Origin of the sequence: Coleofasciculus sp. FACHB-542 (genome assembly GCF_014695825.1) — a bacterium.
Lineage (GTDB): Bacteria > Cyanobacteriota > Cyanobacteriia > Cyanobacteriales > FACHB-T130 > FACHB-T130.
Genome location: NZ_JACJPB010000041.1, coordinates 159,782 through 180,711 on the forward strand (window position 1 = coordinate 159,782; position 20,930 = coordinate 180,711).

Here is a 20,930-nt window from a genome sequence, read left to right on the forward strand (position 1 = left end):
TAAGATTTTCTTTCTTAAACCCAAAAATCTAGTTTTAAGCCGCTCATCTATCCACCCATAGATGCTCCTCAAGGGCAGGATTAACTTAGTAGCAGGGAAAATTACTCGGAAGTCTGGCGATCCAAGGGATTGAGAGGTTCTCCCAGGATTACAGCATTAACCAAAAAGGATTACCTTTGAAATCCCTTCTGTCGTTTGAAATCGCGGAAAATGTGTCAATTCCCTTGCCTTGGACTTTGTGTGACTGGAATCTCTACAACGAACTCGGTTCCCTCTCCCACTGCTGATACACAACTGATCGACCCTCCATGTTTTTCTGTGACAATCTGATAGCTGATTGCCAATCCTAGCCCGGTGCCCTGACCGATTGGCTTGGTCGTGAAAAATGGGTCAAAAAGTCGCGCCTTGACATTCTCACGGATGCCGGGGCCGTTATCTGCAATTCGCACAACAATTTTGTTCGCGTTCAAAACTTCAGTGCAAATCTGGATGGTCGGTAATTGAGAATTAGGAATGAGGAACTCGCTATTAGAACTTGTTTCTCCAAAATCGATGAGCTTTTGACGATTAGAGGGCAACCCTTCTAAAGCATCTATGGCATTGCTCAAGATATTCATAAATACTTGATTCAGTTGTCCTGCATAACACTCTACTTCTGGCAGCGTGCCATATTTCTTAATAACTGTAATTCCTGGAGAATCTGGTTTAGCTTTCAGCCGATTCTGCAAGATTAAGAGGGTGCTATCAATACCCTCGTGAATATCAACCGGCTTCATTTCTGCTTCATCCAGGCGGGAGAAGGTTCGCAAAGAGAGGACAATCTGGCGGATGCGGTCAGCGCCTAACTTCATTGAAGCGACCATTTTGGGCAGGTCTTCAAGAACAAACTCAATGTCTAAAGCCTCAACTTCTTCTTGAATCTCTGGCGCGGGATTGGGATAGTACCGTTGGTAGACTTTCATTAGATTGAGCAAGTCTTGTGTATATTGCTCGGTGTGGATGAGATTGCCGTAGATAAAGTTAACGGGATTATTAATTTCATGCGCCACTCCAGCGACCAGTTGACCCAAACTGGACATTTTTTCAGTCTGAATCAGTTGAGATTGGGTCTTTTTGAGTTCGTGCAAAGTTTGCTGCAACTGCTGGGCTTTTTCTCGTTCCTTCGCTTCCGACTGGCGCAAGGCATCAAGAGCTTGCTTGCGATCGCTAATATCATTGTTAATTTCTAGTCTGGCGGACACCTGACCAAATTCATCTAATTGCAGCGTCCATCGGCTGGCTACCGTGATTTGAGTGCCATCACGCTTGGTGTGAATCAATTCGCCTTCCCAATTCCCTTCACGCAGGCATATCTCTAGAACTTCCTCTTTTGGTTGGGGAAAGACAGTTTCCAAGAAGGTGTGGATGTACTGACCGAGTGTTTCTGCTTTTGTCCAACCATATAGTCGTTCAGCGCCCTGATTCCAATAGCTAATCTTGTCATTCAAATCCCGAATGATAATTGCGTCCGTGGCTAAGTCAAGCATCTCCATATTCTGCCGCAAGGCTTTCTCCGCCTGCTTGCGTTCGGTAACGTCTTCTATGGTGCTGAGGATACCGATTACTTTGCCCATCGCATCGTGAATGGGAACTTTGTTGATGTCTACCCAGAGTTCTTCATTGTTTGGCTGAATCAAGCGTTCGATAATATGCAGTTCCGGGGTATCCGTTGCCATCACGCGACGGTCGTCTTTGCGGTATTTTTCTGCTATTTCTTGCGACCACAAGTCATAATCCGTCTTGCCAATAATGTTTTCTGGATTGTTAATCCCAGTGATTTGACATGAAACCTTATTACAGCCTAAATAGACAGAGTTTCTATCCTTCCAGAAGATATATTGGGGAATATTATCCAAAATCAGTTGCAGCAGTTCTGCGCCTTTGCGAATGTCCTCAGCTGCTTTGCGATCGGTGATATCATTGCCAAATTGAATCACATCAACCAATTTGCCTCGCTCGTCAAACCGCTTCAGAACATTCCAATTGATAATCCGTTTTTCTCGATTCTGAATGGTCAAAACTGTTTCATAGTCGGGGACGCCTCCGTGCTTCAGGGTGGATAATAACTGCTCGATACCTCTGTATTCATCGTCAGCATAAAAGATTTCCCACCAGTTGCGTCCAATTAATTCTTCTGCGCAGTAGCCTGTCACCTGCTCAACAGCAGGATTGACAAATGTAATCACCCCATCAAGCTTTAGCCCAACGACCAGTGCTGGTGTAGTCTGAACAATAAATGATGTATAGTCGCGTTCTTTCTGAAGTTCATTTTCTGTCCGATAGCGATCGCTCATCTCCCCATAAATAAGCCTGTAAACCCATAAAGCAATAATAAAATTTAGGAATACACCGCTTAAAAATGTAATTAGAGAGTCACGAGCCTGGTCTTTCGCTTGTTGGTACCGCTCCTTCAACAAATGCTTTTGGTCATTTTCCAAATCATTGACAAGCAGGCGGATGTTATCCATCACTACCTTGCCTTCATTCGTCTTAACTAATTGCTGCGCGGCTTCAAATCCCTTGTTTTTTCGTAATTCGATTGACCGTTTCAATTCAGAAAATTTACTTGCAGTCAGAGATTCCAGAGTGCCGAGCTTCTGCTGTTGATTGAGGTTATTTCCCGCTAATCCCTTGAGAAACTCAACTTGTTGATTAACCTTAGCTGTTGCTGTGTAGTAGGGTTGTAAATAAGCCTCGTCTCCAGTGATTATGTAGCCACGCTGCCCAGTTTCTGCGTCCTTGATTCCGGAAAATACATCATCAAGCTGATTAATGAAGGTAAAGGTATCGTCTACTGAGTTATTCGCTTGCACAAGTTGCGTGATACTCCGGTACGAAATCCCACCAATGCTAACCAGTAGGACAGTTGCCACTCCCAGACCTCCCGCAACCTTGTAGAAGAATTTCCGATGCAAGTGCTTCGTTGAGCTGCCCTCAGTGGGTGCATACACTAAATCAGCTTCATTTTTAGGCAGAATCGCTTTCATCATGGCGTGTTTCGGTGAACTAAGGTTGAGGGTGAACGATAACCAGTAGCAGCTTCCAGACTTAGAAAGCGAAGCTTGATTGCATTTTTCGGATAGCGATGAAAAGCCTATAGTGTTCTCTTGATGAGGATTTTACTTGGGCAAGGGCATCGAGAAAAGATTTTGTAAATCTGATTCCATCCTTGTCTTAAAGGTATATTTGCCTAATAAAGTTCATTCTTTAGACAGATGTTTTCTCTTGGTTTTATTTGTAAGCGCAAGTTGAACAATATCGGCAGAATGAGGCAAATGTTAAGCCTTTTTGCGAGATAGAGTCCAAAAAACTTTTAGAGCCGCGTCATCAAACTCGGCTGCGACCTAATTTCGACTCAAAAAACGTCTAGATGGAAATCTCCGTTTCAGGGTTTTACACATCTTAAACGGGTCTAGAGCGCGATCGCCTTCTTGGTAGGCGGCGATGCAGCGACTCGCACCTGTTTTCTTTGCAAGCGATCGCACTTTACCAAGCCGATGGTGCCCTCCTGACTCAATTAACTAGCTTAGGAATTTACTAAAATTCTTAATGATTTGGAGAATTTAACTAAATGTAAATTCCTAACAGCAAAACTGCCAAAAATCGAAAAGATACTTCATATCGTTTCTAAAAACAATTCGATAAGCTGAAAGAAGACAGAAAGTTGAGGAAATTATATGACCGCTTTTTCTAGCGCTGGATTAAAGCAACCAGCATGGCAAACAACCGTCACCTTTACGTTGGCTTTCTGGCTTAGCGGAAGCTTGCTTTTGGACTGGGTAATTATGCCCAGTTTGTTTGCAACCGGGATGATGACTCAACCTGGATTTGCAACAGCAGGTTATTCAATTTTCTGGATTTTTAATCGGATTGAATTATTATGTGCAGCCTTAGTGTTAACGGGGCTGTTGGTTCTTCACCGCACTCAGGCTGCTTCTAAGCTGGGAGGGCGCAAAGTAATTTTCTTATCCCTGTTCTTGCTGACAATTGCCATTATTGATACATATTTTTTAACCCCACAAATGAGCGCGCTGGGGCTACAGCTCAATCTTTTTGAACCCGTTGCTGAGATTCCTGCCGGGATGAATCAAATGCACGGGGGCTACTGGACATTAGAAGCGTTGAAGTTGATTGCTAGCGGTACGCTGTTAGGTTTGTGCTATCGCGATCGCGCTTAAACGCCAGTATTTCAATTAAAGCCCATCTCATCCGTCAGACTGAAGTCTGCGGCTAGACAAAAAATTAGCCCTGCCTGCGCGGGCTAATTTTTTAGCGTTGAACTGGCAAATCGAGACGGGGTTTAAAGGTTTCGATTTGCCGCAGCTTTTCGTAGAGTTCCCGTTCTTGGGAAGTGACCGTTTTGGGAACCACAACCTGAATTTCAACTAACTGATCGCCGCGATCGCCTCTACCTGTCGGGTAGCCTTTTCCGGCAAGGCGCAGGCGCTTCCCGTGCCCGACACCGCTAGGAAGCGTCATTTTCACCAAACCATCCAGGGTAGGGACTTCCACGGCTCCCCCCAAGACTGCCTCGCTGGGAGTGACTGGCAATTGGCAGAAAATATCCGAGCCTTCTACTTGAAAGAAGGCGTGGGGCGATACGGTAATTTTGAGGTACAAATCGCCACCTTCAATGCCCTGACCCTTCAGCCGGATGCGTTGCTCGTTGACCATTCCGGGTGGCATATCCACTTCCAGCGATCGCCCATCTTCCAGCCGAATCCGCTCTCGTCCTCCCTGATAAGCTTTTTCGAGGGGCATCGTCAGTCTAGCTTCAACATCGCGCCGACTAGGGCGCGAACTCACGGTGTAGGATGTTTTTGTGTTACCAGGACGGAAGGTATCGGCTGAGGCAACTCGGTTGTTGGAACTGGGTGCCTGAGTAGCTACACGGGTTTCCCGACGTCCTAGCAGAGTATCGACAAAGCTGTTGAAGTCCGGGTAATCGTCATATTTTAATTCTTGTGTGCCGTTGCGACCGTTGGAGCGCGTCCCCCAGGCTTTAGTCCCCTTCGTCCCTTTAGCGCCCTTGAAACCGCTCCGGTTCCAGAAACGGCTGAACTGATCGTATTGCGATCGCTTACCCGGATCGGAAAGAACTTCGTAAGCCTCGCCGATATCCTTGAACTTTTCTTCTGCTGTTTTGTCGCCAGGATTTAGATCGGGGTGATACTGCCGAGCTAGCCGCCGATAAACTTTCTTAATTTCGTCGCCGGAGGCATCACGAGCAACGCCCAGCATCTGGTAGTAGTCCCGAAAATTTTGCATAGTTAATTAACGATTAGCTGTTACCGATTAGCTGTTACCGATTAGCTGATTGAGCGTTGGATATTCACAGTTTTAGCAGACTAATCCTCTACTATTTGTGCCAGACCGCTTCAATAGCTAACAGCTAATCGCTAACAGCTATAGCTAATTTACAGCCAATCATCATCATCATCCCAATCATCCTCAGGTTGAACAATTCTCGAAGTCCGGCGGGGAGCCGCGTCACTATCCCGACTATACCGCTGACCGCCTGTAGAGCCGCTATTGCGACGGTCATCGTCATAGCGATCGCGCGAACGGCTACCCTCCGAGCGATCTTGATAGCGGCTACCCTCCGAGCGATCTTGATAGCGGTTACTTTCATAACGATCTTGATAGCGGCTACTCTCATAGCGGTCTTGTGTCGAGTTGCCAAACAAGGAATCGCCTTCGCCGGAAAACGTGCGACGGATCGATCCGAAAAAGTCGTCCTCGTCCTCCATTGATTCCATCCGCACCTCTCGGTTCAGCTCGTAGAGTGCATCCTGGAGATCGCTTTGTGCCCGATCCACAGACCGATCGTCATCGCGGGCAATGCTCTGGCGCAGTTCCTGCACCATGTTCTCAATGCGACGGCGCTGACCGGCAGCAAACTGCATTCCATAGGTCAGCGCCACTTCTTTCAGTTGCCGTTCCGCACTGAAAGCCAGTGCTTCGGCGCGGTTGCGCTTCTCCACCCGTTCGCGCCGTTCCCGATCTGTTGAGGCATATTGCTCGGCTTCCTGAATCATCCGGTTAACTTCCGATTCGCTTAAAGTGGAAGCCCCTTGAACGGTGATGCTCTGCTCTCGCCCTGTCGTCCGGTCTAACGCCGTCACCTGCAAAATCCCGTTGGCATCAATATCAAAAGATACCTGAACTTGGGGCACTCCTCGCGGTGCTGGGGGAATGCCAGTGAGCTTAAACCGCCCTAGCGACTTGTTATCAGCCGCCATTTCCCGTTCCCCTTGCAGGACGTGAACTTCCACCAAGGTTTGGTTATTTTCAGCGGTCGAGAAGATATCCGAACGCCGCACGGGTATCGTCGTGTTTCGGGGGATGAGTTTCTTCATCACGCCGCCTATCGTTTCCAATCCTAGGGACAAAGGCGTGACATCCAGTAGTAGCACGTCTTTGACTTCACCGGCGAGGATTCCTGCTTGAATTGCGGCACCCACTGCCACGACTTCATCTGGGTTAACGTTCTCGTTTGGTTCCTTGTCAATTAAGCTACGAACCAGCTGTTTCACCAAGGGAATGCGAGTAGAACCGCCCACTAACACCACTTCATCAATCTTGGAGGGGTTCAGACCAGAATCCACTAAAGCGCGTTTGACGGGTGCCTTCAATCGGCTCACCAAATCCCCACACAATCCTTCAAATTGCGCCCTCGTCAACCTGGTTTCTAAGTGTACGGGACCTTCTTCCGTGGCAGTGAGAAAAGGTAAGTTAATATCTGTGACCGTGACGCCAGACAGCTCAATTTTGGCTTTTTCGGCGGCTTCCGTGAGGCGTTGTAAGGCTTGGCGATCGCGTCTGAGATCTACCCCTTCTTTTTCCAGAAACTGCTCTGCCAGCCAATCCACAATTTTTCGGTCAAAATCGTTCCCGCCCAATTGGGTGTCGCCACTGGTGGCTTTTACCTCAAACACTCCATCCCCCACTTCCAGGATGGAAACGTCAAATGTACCGCCGCCCAAGTCAAACACCAGAATCGTCTGAGTATCCTTGCGATCCAAACCATAAGCCAAAGATGCAGCCGTTGGCTCGTTAAGAATCCGCAATACATCCAACCCGGCGATTCGCCCAGCATCTCGCGTCGCTTGCCGTTGGGAATCATTGAAATAAGCCGGAACTGTAATCACCGCGCCCGTCACCGGTTGTCCCAGATAACGACTCGCCTCATCTGCCAACTTTTGCAGCACCATTGCCGAGATTTCTTCTGGAGCAAATTCCCGCTTCAGTCTGGGGCATTTGACTTTAATATTGCCCTCGTCATCCCGCCGAATCGTGTAGGGAACTTGCTTCGAGGTGGGGCTGAGTTCCGCATACTTGCGTCCGATGTACCGTTTTACCGCATAAAACGTATTCTGCGGGTTTAGAACGGCTTGCCGCCGTGCCATTTGTCCAACTAGGCGTTCCCCGTCTTTGCTGAAGCCTACCACGGAGGGAGTAGTCCTCATGCCTTCCGCATTGGCAATGACAACGGGCTTGCCGCCTTCCATGACAGCTACGACTGAGTTGGTTGTTCCGAGGTCAATGCCGACTACCTTGCCCATGCGATTCGTGTTCTCCTTACCTAACTTAATATACTGAGAACAATTTGCTGGATTTATTCTATCTTGCTGTCAGGAATGAGCAGTATCAGGCAAGAGAGAAACTCAATGATATATCGACTCTTTATTATTTTTGCTGCGAATCATCGCTTCTTGTCCCGCTTTACTGCCGTCGTGGCAGGATGTTTGCTGGCGATTGGCTGTTCGACAACGCTAGTACCCCAAATTCCCCATAGGAACCTGCTGGTTCAGCCCTTAGCTGCCACAACAGCAGCGACTAAGAGCGATTCCTTGTCGGAGGCAATTAACTACGCTAACAGGGCTGCTACCCTGGCTCAAACGGCTAGATCGGCGGCGGACTGGGATGAAGTTGCCCAAACATGGCTAAGCGCGATCGCATCCCTGCAAGCCATACCACCCGACAGTCCCCAACGAGTCTATGCCCAGAAGAAAATTATCGAGTATATGGCTTTTTTGCAGGTAGCCCAACAAAGAGCCGCTGCAACCAGCTTTCAGTTAAAATACCCCACCTTTAACAACCAATTGCTTGATAATCAGCTAGTTCTTTATCTGTCCTACATCGCTGCCCTTGGCCCACCCGATATTTTAATTGTAGGCAGTTCCCGCTCTTTGCAGGGAGTCGATCCCAAACAGATGCAGCAAGCTTTAGCGGGTAAAGGTTTTGGGGGATTGAAAATCTTTAACTTCGGGGTGAATGGTGCGACTGTCCAAGTGATTGATTTGTTGTTGCGGAAAATTTTAACCGAAGAGCAGTTGCCGAAACTCATTGTGTGGGCGGATGGAGTGAGAGCCTTTAACAGTGGGCGTGTAGATCGGACTTATAACTTGATTTTGGCTTCTCCAGGCTACAAGCGCTTATTAACGGGCAATCGCCCCTTAAGTGGTATTACACCCTCTAACCGCCCGGATACACTCTTAACAGCGACCCCACCTCCAAACCTCAACTCAGTTGCTGATACCAACCTAGACGAAATTCCCCAGAACGAAAGCCAGTTTAATATCACCCTTTTGAATTCTCAGCCGTCCAGCGAGACAATACTGGCTCAAAATACTCTAGGAGGATTGACTCCCGACTACTCGGCAGCGGCAATCGACGCCAATGGATTTCTTCCCGTAAATATTCGCTTTAATCCTGCTATTTACTATCGACAAAAGCCGCGAGTTGCAGGCGCTTATGACAGTGATTACAGTGCCTTCCAACTCGGAGGTAAGCAGGAGGCGGCGTTGAATAATTTAATGGTATTTGCCAAGCAGCGTCGGATTCCAGTATTCTTCATCAACCTGCCTTTAAGTAGAGATTATTTAGACCGAACTCGTCTTAGAGCTGAGCAACAATTTAGACCTTATATGGTTCGCCAATCTAGTGCTAAAGGATTCATCTTTCTCGACTTATCCAGACAGTGGACAAACCAAAATGGCTATTTTGCCGATCCCAGCCATTTAAATCGCTATGGTGCGGCTGTCATCGGTCGCCAAATTGCTGCCGATACTAGAATTCCCTGGCCTCGCTAGATAAAATATTGTCCGCATCATTGAATGCTAGAGCTAAACAAAGCTCGCAATGCGGACAATTAGCATCTATTTTTTCCTTATTGTCATTGCTACGATTTGGTACGATTGCACCCTTGCGGTTTAAGTTTTCTCTCCTGATCTCCTAAAACTCCTCGTTCTCATCTAAATCTAAATAAGGATCAGGATTGAAATCTTGTTGTATTGTCACTTCATGCTCATAAAAAGCTTGAGGATTTGGAGGATAACAGAGAATAAATCTAGTCTGTTTAATTTCAATAGCATCTTCAAGCCGAGTTTGAATGGAAATTACTTTTTTTAATAGCCGTTGATAAATGACCAAGCTAGGGCAGATGACAACTAATTCTGTCATTCCAGTGTCGTGATGAGTGATTCTCCACTCACAATGGCTAAACAATGCTTTTAGGGAACCATTTAGCTTTTCATACAGACGTTGTCTTTGAGCGCGTACTGCTGCAAGCTCCTTTGCCAGTGCCCTATCTCGTTCGCTGAGTGGTTGAGGTGCATCGGGATTGTCTTGACTCATCGGTCTTTCCTGCGGGTTCAGCTCGGACGATAATTTCTCATTATTGCCCCGCTCCGATCGCAGCTAATATTCATCGATCGGGAGAGGGTGACAACTTTACAGAGATTTGCAGTGGGGTAGCGCTATCTTCTGTAACGAAATGCAACGTATAATGAGAGCGACCAAACACGCAAGCAGCTATAAGGGTAGACCATCAGATGCGAGTTGCGATCGCTGGGGCGGGTTTAGCAGGGCTTTCCTGCGCCAAATATTTGACAGATGCCGGTCACACTCCCATCGTTCTAGAACGTCAGGACGTTCTAGGCGGTAAGGTGGCAGCATGGAAAGACGAAGACGGCGACTGGTACGAAACCGGACTGCACATCTTTTTTGGGGCTTATCCCAATATGTTGCAGCTATTTAAGGAACTCGGTATTGAAGATCGATTGCAGTGGAAAGAACACACAATGATCTTCAACCAGCCCGATGCCCCCGGTACTTATTCTCGCTTTGACTTTCCGGACATTCCGGCACCATTTAATGGCGTCACAGCGATTTTGGGCAACAACGATATGTTGACTTGGCCTGAAAAAATTCGCTTCGGGATTGGTTTAATTCCGGCGATGGTTCAGGGGCAAAAATACGTTGAGGAGATGGATAAATACTCGTGGTCGGAATGGATGAAAAAGCAAAACATCCCCCCACGGGTAGAAAAAGAAGTTTTCATTGCCATGTCCAAAGCACTGAACTTCATTAACCCAGATGAAATTTCTGCCACGATATTGCTGACCGCTCTCAATCGCTTCCTTCAGGAAAAAAATGGCTCAAAAATGGCATTTTTGGATGGTTCCCCGACCGAGCGGTTGTGTCAGCCAATGGTAGATTACATCACCGAGCGCGGTGGGGAAGTGCGGTTGAATATGCCGATCAAGGAATTTTTGCTCAATGCCGATGGCACGGTGCGGGGATTCTTGATTCGTGGGTTAAATGGTGCTGCGGATGAAATTATTACGGCGGATGCTTATGTATCTGCGATGCCGGTTGATCCCCTGAAGGTGATGTTGCCCCAATCTTGGCGTCAGATGGAGTATTTCCAAAAGCTAGACGGCTTAGAGGGTGTCCCGGTCATCAACGTGCATCTGTGGTTTGACCGAAAATTAACTCAAATTGACCATCTGCTGTTTTCGCGATCGCCCTTGCTTAGTGTCTACGCGGACATGAGCAACACCTGTCGCGAATATGCGAACCCCGACCGCTCAATGTTGGAATTGGTGCTGGCACCAGCAAAAGATTGGATTAGCAAATCGGATGGGGAAATTGTAGACGCCACCGTTGCAGAATTGGAAAAACTTTTTCCCGATCATTTTGGGGGTGAGAACCCAGCCAAGTTACTGAAATATCACGTTGTCAAAACCCCTCGTTCAGTCTACAAGGCAACTCCAGGGCGTCAGCAATATCGTCCTTCCCAAGAAACACCGATTGCGAATTTCTATTTGACGGGTGATTACACCATGCAGCGTTACCTAGCGAGTATGGAAGGTGCCGTACTTTCTGGTAAGCTGACAGCGCAGGCAATTGTGAGCAGTCAGTCGTCAGTAGTCACCGATCAATCGTCAACGGTCACCGATCAGGCGTTAGTCGTTAGTGGGTAATGGTTAGGGGGAAAGAGTCTACTCCCGAATATCTGACTATCTATTACCTGCTACCAAAGAACAACAGACTCAGGACAATTGACAATTGACAACGGAAAACTGACAATCTCTGGTGCCTGTACTGAATGCTGCAACTGTCTAATTTCCCGCGCATGAGAACGCTGGCTTCAATAGAGGACGCTTACCAACTCTGTCGCCAGATTACGGCTAAGTACGCAAAGACGTTTTATCTGGGTACGCTGCTGATGCCAGCAGCCAAGCGCCGTGCCATCTGGGCAATTTATGCTTGGTGTCGTCGCACCGATGAACTGGTAGACGGTGCCTCAGCTGCGATTACGACTCCTGAAACTTTGGATCGATGGGAAAAACAGCTAGAATCTGTTTTTGCTGGCGAACCCCTAGACGACCCGGATGTGGCTTTGGTAGATACGCTGAAACGCTTCCCGATGGATATTGAACCATTTCGGGATATGATTGCGGGTCAGCGGATGGATCTCTACCGGAGCCGATACAAGACCTTTGAAGAACTCAATCTTTACTGCTATCGGGTTGCCGGTACGGTGGGGTTGATGTCTACTGCGGTGATGGGTGTCGATACGGAACCGTATACAGCACCCTGGAAACGCAATCAAGAGATTTATATTCCGACCTCGGAAGCGATCGCACTTGGCATTGCTAACCAACTCACTAACATCCTGCGAGATGTCGGAGAAGACGCCCGTCGGGGTCGCATTTACCTGCCCCTCGAAGAATTGGCGTTATTTAACTACACCGAACAGGATCTGATGAATGGGGTAGTCGATGAGCGATGGCGCGAATTGATGCGTTTCCAAATTCAACGGGCACGCAAATTCTACGTTGAAGCCGAACAGGGAATTGGTGCCCTTAGTCCCGATGCTCGTTGGCCCGTTGCGGCGGCTTTAATGCTCTATAGCCAAATTCTCGATCGGATTGAACGCAATCAATACGATGTATTTAGCACCAGAGCTTACGTCCCGACTTCCCGGAAGCTGCTGAGTTTGCCAGCGGCTTGGTTGAGGGCGCAGGTGCTATAACTCTGTGGAGCTGGCGGCTTGTGGCGCTGGCGACTTGTGGCGCTGGCGACAACCAGAGGAAAATCAACTCACGTCTGTAAACCCTATGTTTTTTGGGATTAGCCATTCCCGATTTCAAGTCCGTTTATTGAGCAATCGATAAACGGACTTGCTCCTATTTAATCCTTTGATAGCCCCAAATCAACCAGAAATGCGGCTCAGGTTGCCTCTAACGGGCAACGGATGCGGCTAGATGAGGATGCGATCGCTCTCGTTCTTCAAGCCTTGTCAGCACCATCAGCAATTTCTGGCGGCAATTTAAAGCAGCCATCTTCCCCTGGAGAGAAGTCCAGCACTTGCACCACAGCATTGATATTTAAAGCCCCATAGATATGAGGAAAACGTTCTCCGTCTAATGCCTCGTATCGGATTTCTGCCTCAACTGCCTCCGATTCGAGGCACAGGAGAACTAAGCCACTTTGGGAATGAAAAAAGCTATTCGCTACATTAATAACTTGCTCTGGAGTTGAGCAGTGGATAAAACCCTCCGATTCCAGCGTATCGCCACAATATTTTTTAGTTAATTTTGCTTCTTCCCACTGTTCGCGCTTCGTGATGTGCAAAATAATACTCATAAAATTTCTCAAAAATTGTTAGTTTTACAGTTCAATTGGTAAGAGATAAAATCTTTTTTACTGGCACAAATAGAGGCAAAATCCGGTTGGCTTAAGACTAAAAACTTTCCCTGTGTAGATTGCCTTGAAGCCTGTAACCACCCATAGAAAGGTATTTTATGGGTTTGTCTAACCCGAAGCCAATCTATAATTATGCTAAACCAAACCGGATTGAGTCAAAGCAAATCTTACCCGTTAGACGAATTCTCCTTTGGCAACTAAAATTACTTTACCACCCACCGATACTTCAATGAAATCAGACTTTTTGTGAGCTTTTAATAACAACAAAGAAGGTCTGCCAATTTCATACCCTTGCTCAACCCTGAGATCGATTGTCTCTGCTCCAAAATAGGAATGCTGAACCAAATAACCAGCTAAACAACCATTTGCACTTCCTGTAGCCGGATCTTCGGGAATTCCTGCATACTCGGCAAACACGCGCACGCTCAAGTTATTCTCTGGATGATAAGTTTCAGGGCAGAAAACCAATATACATTTGCCTTGAGTATGACTAACTAAATCAAAATATTTATCCTTATTTACCTTGATTCGCTTTAAGGCTTGGTGCGTTTTCAAGGGAACGATAATAAAGGGAACTCCCGTAGAAACTTCTTGAATCGGGAATCGAGGATCTATCTCGCTGGGTTCTAAATTCAAAACTTGGGCGAGTGCCTCTCCCTCGAAGGTTTGGGTAAAAATAGGTGGTTTTTGCTGCATCCACAACCATTCTACTGCTTGCTCTCCGTAATGCAGCGATACAGGAATTTGTCCAACTTTTAGATTTAAAATTAAGTTTTCAACCGGCTGATTAATAATTTCTTGTTGCAAAATATAAGCAGTCCCTAAAGTAGGATGACCTGCAAACGGTAACTCTTGCTCAGGCGTAAAAATCCGCACATCATAACCTCCATCTCGAACCTCTGGGGAGGTTATAAAAGTGGTTTCCGAGTAGTTCGTTTCTTTAGCAATTCTTTGCATTTGAACATCAGAAAGCTCACCGGCATCCGTAAAGACTGCTAGTTGATTACCCGTGTATTTTTCTACGGCAAATACATCAACAATGTAAAAGTGAAGTCGCTTCATACTTGTCAAAATCGCTGCTATATGGTTTATTAGCTAGAGGCTGGGATCGCGTCTAAATGCACAACTCAGCCAGAGGGCAGATATACCAAATAAGGAGGTTGGTATACTAGAGAACGTTTGCAAATCCAGAGTGCATTGTAACTAAAGATTTTTTTGCCAATGCCATTTTTCGGACTTGTTTGGGTAACTTCTTGGGTCAGCTGTTTTTTCTCTAACCAGGCGTTGTCGAGTATACCTGATTACCTCTCGATAACACTTCCAGCCAAGGTTTTTTCATCTGTCAATAATCCCCTGGATAGCGATAAACCTCTGTTTGTTCAGGCTGTAGGAACGGGGAAACCCTACTCGTATTTAAGCGGTTTACATTCTCAAAAATTCAGTGCGTTCTTGCCTTCCTGGGATTTCCAACTAGGAGGAAATCAGAGCCAATCTTCATCAAACAAAGCCAAAACGCCCGAACAATCTAGGCGGAAGCTAGAGACGGTGGATAATGTGCTTTGCCGCCCCGGCTCGGCACCCACAAAGGAAGCGCCAGTAGCACCAACTATCCTATCTCAGTCGGCTTCATGGGTTGAAGTTCCTGTCAGTCGAGCGTCAAAGCCGAGTTTTCCAGACAGAATCATGCAGGTGATGCAGAATTTATTGAAATTGCCTGCTTGGGCTGAATCTCGCGATACAAAGCCTTCGCCGGTTGCAGTCGTTCAGATTCGCGACCAAGGCGCATTGGGCGATCGCTTAATCAATGAAAAAATTGGAAAACGGCAAGGTCTGTGGATGTCCTTGGCTGGGCGCAAAACCAAGAGCGTCACCACATCCGGCGGAGAACCGGAGCAGTTTCAAGTCTGGGTGAAGGGACATTTGGTGGCTCAAATCCCCGAAAAACCCCAAGCTGAGCGATTTGCCAAGCGCGTCGCGCAACTCCTGCAAAACTCCGATGTTGACGCTTCGCAACTGAAACCAATGCTGGTGGATGGGAAGCCAGGGGGTAAGCTAGGCAACAACCAGTTGTTCGTAATTGACGACGCGATCGCTACCGACTTCAATCGCGATCGCCAACTCTTAGCAATCGAATGGGTAAATAATCTCCGTGTCGCCTTGGGGGAAAAGCCCTTAACCTTGGTGGAAGCTCAAGCCCAAATGCACGGATTAATCCAGACAGATACCAAACTGGAGGGTTTAGCCTCTTGGTATGGGGGCTATTTTCACGGACGCCAAACGGCAAACGGCGAAATCTATAACCAGGATGCACTTACGGCGGCTCATCCTTCTCTGCCTTTTAATACCTTTCTAAAAGTAACAAACTTGAAAAATGGGGATGCTGTCATCGTGCGGGTGACTGACCGTGGTCCCTACATTCCGCCGAGAACGCTGGATTTGTCGCGGGGAGCCGCTCGCTGCGTTAAGAGTGAAGAGGTGGGCGTGATTCCCTATGAAGCCGTGGTGATGAAACCGCTCTAACCTCGATCGAGGGCTGTTCTTGAAAAAAAGACGCGATGATTAATCGCGTCTCTACACTCCATTAACGGTTTAGCCTCTATTCAAGACAGCGGATAGCCTCTAGCAATCCCTTAGCTTTGTTGAGGGTTTCTTGGTACTCAGTTTCGGGGCGAGAATCGGCAACCAGACCCGCACCCGCTTGGACTGACACCTGATGTTTCCCACTGGCTTGAGAACGAACAACCATCGTGCGAATCGCGATCGCTGTATTTAATTGCCCCTCAAAGTCATACCAGCCATATGCCCCTGAATAAGGGCCACGACGGCAGGGTTCGAGTTCGTGAATAATCTCCATCGCCCGAATCTTGGGGGCACCGCTGACGGTTCCGGCGGGGAAGCAGGCTTTGAGTAAATCCCAGGCGGTTTTATCGGGCGCGAGTTCTCCCAGTACGTTGCTGACGATGTGCATCACATGAGAGTAACGCTCGATTAGCATCAATTCATCGACTCTCACCGTGCCGCTGGTGCAGACGCGCCCCAAATCATTGCGACCTAAATCAACTAGCATGACGTGTTCGGCAATTTCCTTTGGGTCTTGAAGTAAGTCCTCGGCAAAGGCGTCATCTTCTTTAGGCGTCTTCCCTCGCGGGCGCGTCCCTGCAATCGGGCGCACGGTCGCGCTCATTCCCTCCTCTGTTAGCGCCGCATCGCCTCCGTAAGAACTCAGCACCGCCTTCACCATTACTTCCGGGCTAGAACCAATAATCTGCCAATCGCCGAAGTTGAAATAAGCCATATAAGGCGAGGGATTAATTAGGCGCAAAGAGCGATATAAGGCAAAGGGTTCTCCGCTATATTCGGCACAGAGTTGCTGAGACAGGACGACTTGGAATATATCTCCAGCGCGAATATAATCTTTTGCCTTTTCGACATTGGCGCAGAATTGTTCGCGTCCGGTGTTGCTGGTGTAGGTGAGTTGCTTCTCCCGATTTTCGGGGGGTGTCCATTGCAACAAAGTATCTTTTCCTGACAGAGGTAGCTGGAGTTTGCTGACCAGTTGAGTAACGCGATCGCACGCTTGTTGATATGCCTGAGCCAAATCCACATCTGGGTCGCGCAAATCTGCATACGCGATCGCCCAAATCTTCCGCTTCACCTGATCGAAAATAATCAGGTTATCTACCTGCATCCACAATCCATCCGGTAAATCGTCCTCTGAGGCGGGATAAATCGGCACGCGCGGCTCTATCCAGTTAATTAGTTCATAACCCCAGAAGCCAAATAATCCGCCGATTCCGGGCGGCAATTGGGGCAACGTTACCGGGTGAAACGGCTTTAGGCAGTAAGCTAATGCCTGAAACGGATCGCCTTCAAACGCGATCGCTCTCCCGTCACGGTGGGTTTGCGTCGTTTTATTTCCTCTCGCCTCCAACACCCACAAAGGATCGCAGCCGACAAAACTGTAGCGACCTACTTTTTCCCCACCTTCCACGGATTCCAGTAAAAAGCTATAAGGCTGTCCAGCACAGACTTTGTACCAAGCAGACACGGGTGTATCTAGGTCTGCCACCCATTCCTGATACACCGGCACAAAATTACCCTGTTTAGCCAGATCGGAAAATTGGGAAAAATCAGGAAAAATCATAATTTTCTTGCGTTCTGGATCGAGGCGATTCGCCCTAGCGCCGCCATTATTCATCCAGGTTAAAACAGAAATGGGCGCAAATGGGAAAAGGGAAGAAACAGACGCTTTAGTTCATCCTTCATCTTTCTCCTTTAGACTCTCGTATTTTTGTTTTATCTAATTTCCCCCAACTTATCGGGGAGTCTTGGAGGATAAGTCGTGGGGAGCAAATATAGCAGTTCTCAGTTGGGTGGAATATCTTGCGGTTCTAATGTTTGATAGGGGCTTTTGGATTGTCATGCTCCTACAGATGTATCGCACCCAAATGAGAATTGCGATATCTGAATTCAAACTGTTAACCCAACAGAATTGCCCTTGCTTCGCCCATTTATCGCATCATCTTTAACGAAAAAGTAGGGTGGATGCCCACCCTACTAATGCTAAATAATTAAAAAGGTGCTAAACGTCGTAAGTCGCACGACCGCTAAACTTAATCGTTGGCGGTTCCGGGTTGCTACCAATGTTCCGTTCTACCTTATTCACATAAGGACGACCTTGATTGACTTTCTCTGGGAAGACGCCATCCTTCGGATGCAGATACTCCATTTCACCGTTCGGGAAGACACGGTAAATCTTGTAGTTGTTGATTTTGAACTTGGCTCGGAGTACCTGACCGCCTAACATGATGCAGTATTCTTTACGTGCTAGGTATAGCACGTTATCACCTTGGTTCATGATGGCAGAGCCACCAGTGGGCAATTCAAATACTTGCTGTTTCGGGCTTGTCCAAGTGATGGCGTACTTTTCTTCTAGTTCAGCTTTGGTGAGCAAACCGCCGGTACCGCCGCCAAATATGGGGGTTTGTCCAGTAAGAGTTTCTGGCATAGATTTTTCTCCCAACGTTTTAGGGCATCCTATCACCGAGGCAAGGCCTGTCTTGCGAGTCTGTCAAGAACTGTAACAGTTTGTCATTAGCCATTTAGTCATGAGTCATTTAGTCATTAGTCATGGGTCATTAGTCAAGCACTGCTGACTACTAATTGCTGACTAATTTCATCAAAGACTACTGACTGCTGACTGTCTTGCCGCGATAGGGACGGTAAAGTGAAACTGACTACCTTGGTCTTTACCGGCGGATTCAGCCCAAATTTCACCGCCCCAACCCGTGACAACTTGGCGACAAATCGCAAGTCCCAGACCAGTACCGCCAGTAGTTCGCCGCAGAGCGCCTTCTTCCTGATAGAACCGATCGAAGACAGCCTCCAGCCGGTTGGGTTCAATGCCACGACCTGTATCGGCAACCGTAACTTCAAGCATTGAGCTGTCGTTACACTCAGCGAGTATCGTAATTTTTCCTTGAGGCGTTGTAAATTTGCAAGCGTTGTCCAGCAGTTTGGCAAGCACCTCAACCAGCCACTCCCCATCCGCTCGTACTAAAGGCAGCGAATCAGACACTTTAGTAATAATCTTTGGTAGCTGACCATCGGAATTGCGGGCGCGGATACTGCTGAGGGCAAGATCGATGCACTCTGGCAGCGCTAGGGGTTCTGGATGCCATTGCACCCGACCACTTTCTAGGCGAGAAAGGGTGAGGAAATCTTGAACCAGTTTACGCATCCGCTCGGCGTCGGTGAGAGCGGTACTGAGCATCACTTGCCGCATCTCCGGGGGCATATCAGGTTCGCTCGCTAGACTTTCCAGGCAGACTTGGATAGTAGAGAGGGGGGTGCGGAGTTCGTGACCCGTAATTGCGACTAAGTTGCTGCGAGTGCGATCGAGAGCTTCTAGCTGTTGGTTGAGGTCTTCCAGGTTCGCGTAGGCTTCGGCTTGAATCAACGCCCCGGCGATTTGAATAGAAATGGCTTCTACAAGTTCTAGTTCGTCGTCCTGCCACTCGTAGGGGGTAGCACCGCAATGATGCAGCTCTACTATCCCCAGTAGTCGATCCTGATATAGCACTGGCATCATCAGCCAAGACTGAATAGCAAAGCGGCTCGCCAGAGTTTGAAGTGGGCGATTGGAAGGAAGTTCCGACACTCCTACCGATATTCCTGCCGACACTCCTACAATGCGAGGGTCGATATGAGTATCGGCAACATAAACTCGCTCTCGGTTCTGCACAACTTCCTGAAATAGAAGATTTTCCTGTAAAGGCCAATCCTGACCGAGTGCAGAGGCAAGTCGAGAATTCCCGTTATCGGTCACTTTCAAAAATTCATGGTTAATCGTGGCAGAAGTATCGATTTCCCCGGCACGATAAATCAGACACCGGCAAGCAAACAATGCCTGTCCTAATTCCTGTACGGCAATGGATAGAATTTCATCCGGGTGTAACGGCTGTCCCGTATGGCTACCCCGCCGGATGGCAGCCGTAATCGAGTTGACTAGGCGTTCTTTGCGTTCTTGGGCGGAAATTGAGCGATAAGCTTTGAGCAGCTTGTACTGCCCCGCTTGCAAGTAAGTGACTAGGCACTGAACAAAGGGGTCGGGATTGTCGGTTAGAGACTCTGGAGTTTGGGCGGAGGGTTCCTTTGCCGCCTGTGGCTGTATGGAGTTTTGAACTAAAAAATTCTGCCGATTCGCTGCTTCCCGATCGGTTTTTCCAAAGGAAGTTTCTAAAAACTCTCCCCTCGAAGGAATGCCGTAAATATTTCGTGCTTGAGCGAGCTTTTGAGCCAACTCCGGACGGTACTGCGAAATCCGATTGAGTAATAATTCAGCAACGATGCAACTGACTTGCCGATCGAACGTCCAGATTCCCTCAAACCGGCGGGCGGGGTCTATCCCTTCAAACGATGACATCCGCAATCGGGAGGTGGTTCGAGGAAGGTCAGAAGTGCGGCGGCTAGGGGAAATCGCGGGTGCGATTCCTTTTCTAGCTGCGGTCTTTCCTCTTACACCCTGACGCGATCGCCCATCCTCTGTTAGGTTTCGTTCTCGACAAACCAAGCAGGTAGCATAATTCTGCCCGATCACCACTAAGTGCCACTCTTGACTTAAACCATCGGTCGGCTCAAAAGCAACAGTTTCGTAAGCTTCCGAACTGTTGCTAAAGTCGGTTTCTGGGGCTGCCAGCACATATAACTGCTCTGTCCGTTCTGCAATCCGTCGATAACGGTGAGCTTCCTGACGATAGAAGCGCTCTCGCTGGAAACTGGCAATCACCAGATGCTGGTCTAAAGATGCCAGAACCTGGTCTTCCATCGCATGAGATAAGGCGATTAAGGAAGACTTGAAATACATTTGAGGTCGCAGCTGGGGCAGGACTTGCAGCAAATCTGCCAGCACAGAAGTCGGGATGATCATTTAGTAATTTGCCGAGTTTCGTACCCGTTCTATGCCTATCGTACAAAAGAGCGTTCCCTACTAACGGTTTGAATATTTCCTTGTAATCCGGTTTTAACGATTGTAAATTCTCACAAAATTGCTTAACTCCACGTTCAAGAGGAGGAAAATCACGTTTTTGTGAGTTCTAGTATTGGATGGCTGTGAGTTGAGGGAAACTCAATGGTTGCATTAATAAGGGTTTTGGGGAAGCGATCGCGACTCCAAAACCCCTCGCCACAAGAATTTCTTATGTCAATCATTAATCCTCCTTAAGGGGGATGTCATGACTAAATGGCATCCGATCGATGCAAAAACTTCATTTGTATTAACATTTTGTAATTTCTTATACGAATTTCACAGTTCAGTTTGCATAACTTATCATCAACGAGCAATTGACAAACACAAGATTATCCGTTTGCGGGCATTCGAGCGCCACGTAATG

General features: G+C 47.7%; 14 protein-coding genes. 5 read left to right on the top strand and 9 right to left on the bottom strand.

Annotated elements, in window-relative coordinates; genetic code table 11:
* Positions 1-215: 215 nt before the first annotated feature.
* Entirely contained in the window at positions 216-3,029 is a 2,814-nt protein-coding gene (locus H6F52_RS15315; protein ID WP_190535898.1) for a PAS domain S-box protein, read from the bottom strand.
* A 687-nt stretch (positions 3,030-3,716) separates the two neighbouring features.
* Here H6F52_RS15315 and H6F52_RS15320 point away from each other — a divergent pair.
* Positions 3,717-4,217, top strand: coding sequence for a hypothetical protein (locus H6F52_RS15320; protein ID WP_190415077.1), 501 nt, complete (start codon positions 3,717-3,719; stop codon positions 4,215-4,217).
* A 91-nt stretch (positions 4,218-4,308) separates the two neighbouring features.
* On the opposite strand, the gene H6F52_RS15325 is transcribed toward H6F52_RS15320, so the two are convergent.
* Both H6F52_RS15325 and dnaK read right to left on the bottom strand, forming a co-directional pair.
* Positions 4,309-5,307: a J domain-containing protein gene (locus H6F52_RS15325; protein WP_190524327.1), complete on the bottom strand. Its 999-nt coding sequence runs from the start codon at positions 5,305-5,307 to the stop codon at positions 4,309-4,311.
* Between the two features lie 149 nt (positions 5,308-5,456).
* Positions 5,457-7,604 (bottom strand): molecular chaperone DnaK, encoded by a 2,148-nt coding sequence (gene dnaK, locus H6F52_RS15330; RefSeq protein WP_190524324.1) that lies wholly within the window; start codon positions 7,602-7,604, stop codon positions 5,457-5,459.
* A gap of 105 nt (positions 7,605-7,709) precedes the next feature.
* Here dnaK and H6F52_RS15335 point away from each other — a divergent pair, with 105 nt between their 5' ends.
* On the top strand, positions 7,710-9,134 hold the full coding sequence (locus H6F52_RS15335) for a hypothetical protein (protein WP_190415080.1): 1,425 nt from the start codon (positions 7,710-7,712) through the stop codon (positions 9,132-9,134).
* A 142-nt stretch (positions 9,135-9,276) separates the two neighbouring features.
* Here H6F52_RS15335 and H6F52_RS15340 read toward each other — a convergent pair whose 3' ends face one another.
* Positions 9,277-9,678: a hypothetical protein gene (locus H6F52_RS15340; protein WP_190535900.1), complete on the bottom strand. Its 402-nt coding sequence runs from the start codon at positions 9,676-9,678 to the stop codon at positions 9,277-9,279.
* A gap of 197 nt (positions 9,679-9,875) precedes the next feature.
* On the opposite strand from H6F52_RS15340, the gene pds reads away from it, so the two are divergent.
* Complete coding sequence (pds, locus tag H6F52_RS15345; protein WP_190410267.1) at positions 9,876-11,309, top strand: 15-cis-phytoene desaturase; 1,434 nt, start codon at positions 9,876-9,878, stop codon at positions 11,307-11,309.
* Positions 11,310-11,434: 125 nt separating this feature from the next.
* Positions 11,435-12,364, top strand: coding sequence for a 15-cis-phytoene synthase CrtB (gene crtB / locus H6F52_RS15350; protein WP_190410266.1), 930 nt, complete (start codon positions 11,435-11,437; stop codon positions 12,362-12,364).
* A 257-nt stretch (positions 12,365-12,621) separates the two neighbouring features.
* On the opposite strand, the gene H6F52_RS15355 is transcribed toward crtB, so the two are convergent.
* Positions 12,622-12,978 carry a DUF952 domain-containing protein gene (locus H6F52_RS15355; RefSeq protein ID WP_190535902.1) on the bottom strand — a complete coding sequence of 119 codons (357 nt, stop codon included), beginning with the start codon at positions 12,976-12,978 and terminating at the stop codon, positions 12,622-12,624.
* Between the two features lie 234 nt (positions 12,979-13,212).
* Complete coding sequence (locus H6F52_RS15360; protein WP_190535904.1) at positions 13,213-14,100, bottom strand: PhzF family phenazine biosynthesis protein; 888 nt, start codon at positions 14,098-14,100, stop codon at positions 13,213-13,215.
* A 222-nt stretch (positions 14,101-14,322) separates the two neighbouring features.
* On the opposite strand from H6F52_RS15360, the gene H6F52_RS15365 reads away from it, so the two are divergent.
* Complete coding sequence (locus tag H6F52_RS15365; RefSeq protein WP_242033957.1) at positions 14,323-15,558, top strand: septal ring lytic transglycosylase RlpA family protein; 1,236 nt, start codon at positions 14,323-14,325, stop codon at positions 15,556-15,558.
* Between the two features lie 76 nt (positions 15,559-15,634).
* Here H6F52_RS15365 and H6F52_RS15370 read toward each other — a convergent pair whose 3' ends face one another.
* From H6F52_RS15370 to H6F52_RS15380, 3 genes are all read right to left on the bottom strand, one after another.
* Positions 15,635-17,182, bottom strand: a complete 1,548-nt coding sequence (locus H6F52_RS15370) for an anthranilate synthase component I family protein (RefSeq protein ID WP_190440307.1) — start codon at positions 17,180-17,182, stop codon at positions 15,635-15,637.
* A 438-nt stretch (positions 17,183-17,620) separates the two neighbouring features.
* Positions 17,621-18,046 (bottom strand): photosystem I reaction center subunit II PsaD, encoded by a 426-nt coding sequence (locus H6F52_RS15375; RefSeq protein WP_190425504.1) that lies wholly within the window; start codon positions 18,044-18,046, stop codon positions 17,621-17,623.
* A gap of 171 nt (positions 18,047-18,217) precedes the next feature.
* Entirely contained in the window at positions 18,218-20,467 is a 2,250-nt protein-coding gene (locus H6F52_RS15380) for a DICT sensory domain-containing protein (protein ID WP_190535906.1), read from the bottom strand.
* Positions 20,468-20,930 lie beyond the last annotated feature (463 nt).

What these genes read in the sequence shown, in the direction of transcription:
- H6F52_RS15335 (WP_190415080.1), top strand. Translation starts at nt 7,710, where the DNA reads ATGATATATCGACTCTTTATTATTTTTGCTGCGAATCATCGCTTCTTG.
- H6F52_RS15355 (WP_190535902.1), bottom strand. Translation starts at nt 12,978, where the DNA reads ATGAGTATTATTTTGCACATCACGAAGCGCGAACAGTGGGAAGAAGCA.
- dnaK (WP_190524324.1), bottom strand. Translation starts at nt 7,604, where the DNA reads ATGGGCAAGGTAGTCGGCATTGACCTCGGAACAACCAACTCAGTCGTA.
- H6F52_RS15315 (WP_190535898.1), bottom strand. Translation starts at nt 3,029, where the DNA reads ATGATGAAAGCGATTCTGCCTAAAAATGAAGCTGATTTAGTGTATGCA.
- H6F52_RS15340 (WP_190535900.1), bottom strand. Translation starts at nt 9,678, where the DNA reads ATGAGTCAAGACAATCCCGATGCACCTCAACCACTCAGCGAACGAGAT.
- H6F52_RS15380 (WP_190535906.1), bottom strand. Translation starts at nt 20,467, where the DNA reads ATGATCATCCCGACTTCTGTGCTGGCAGATTTGCTGCAAGTCCTGCCC.
- pds (WP_190410267.1), top strand. Translation starts at nt 9,876, where the DNA reads ATGCGAGTTGCGATCGCTGGGGCGGGTTTAGCAGGGCTTTCCTGCGCC.
- H6F52_RS15325 (WP_190524327.1), bottom strand. Translation starts at nt 5,307, where the DNA reads ATGCAAAATTTTCGGGACTACTACCAGATGCTGGGCGTTGCTCGTGAT.
- crtB (WP_190410266.1), top strand. Translation starts at nt 11,435, where the DNA reads ATGCTGCAACTGTCTAATTTCCCGCGCATGAGAACGCTGGCTTCAATA.
- H6F52_RS15375 (WP_190425504.1), bottom strand. Translation starts at nt 18,046, where the DNA reads ATGCCAGAAACTCTTACTGGACAAACCCCCATATTTGGCGGCGGTACC.
- H6F52_RS15370 (WP_190440307.1), bottom strand. Translation starts at nt 17,182, where the DNA reads ATGATTTTTCCTGATTTTTCCCAATTTTCCGATCTGGCTAAACAGGGT.
- H6F52_RS15360 (WP_190535904.1), bottom strand. Translation starts at nt 14,100, where the DNA reads ATGAAGCGACTTCACTTTTACATTGTTGATGTATTTGCCGTAGAAAAA.
- H6F52_RS15320 (WP_190415077.1), top strand. Translation starts at nt 3,717, where the DNA reads ATGACCGCTTTTTCTAGCGCTGGATTAAAGCAACCAGCATGGCAAACA.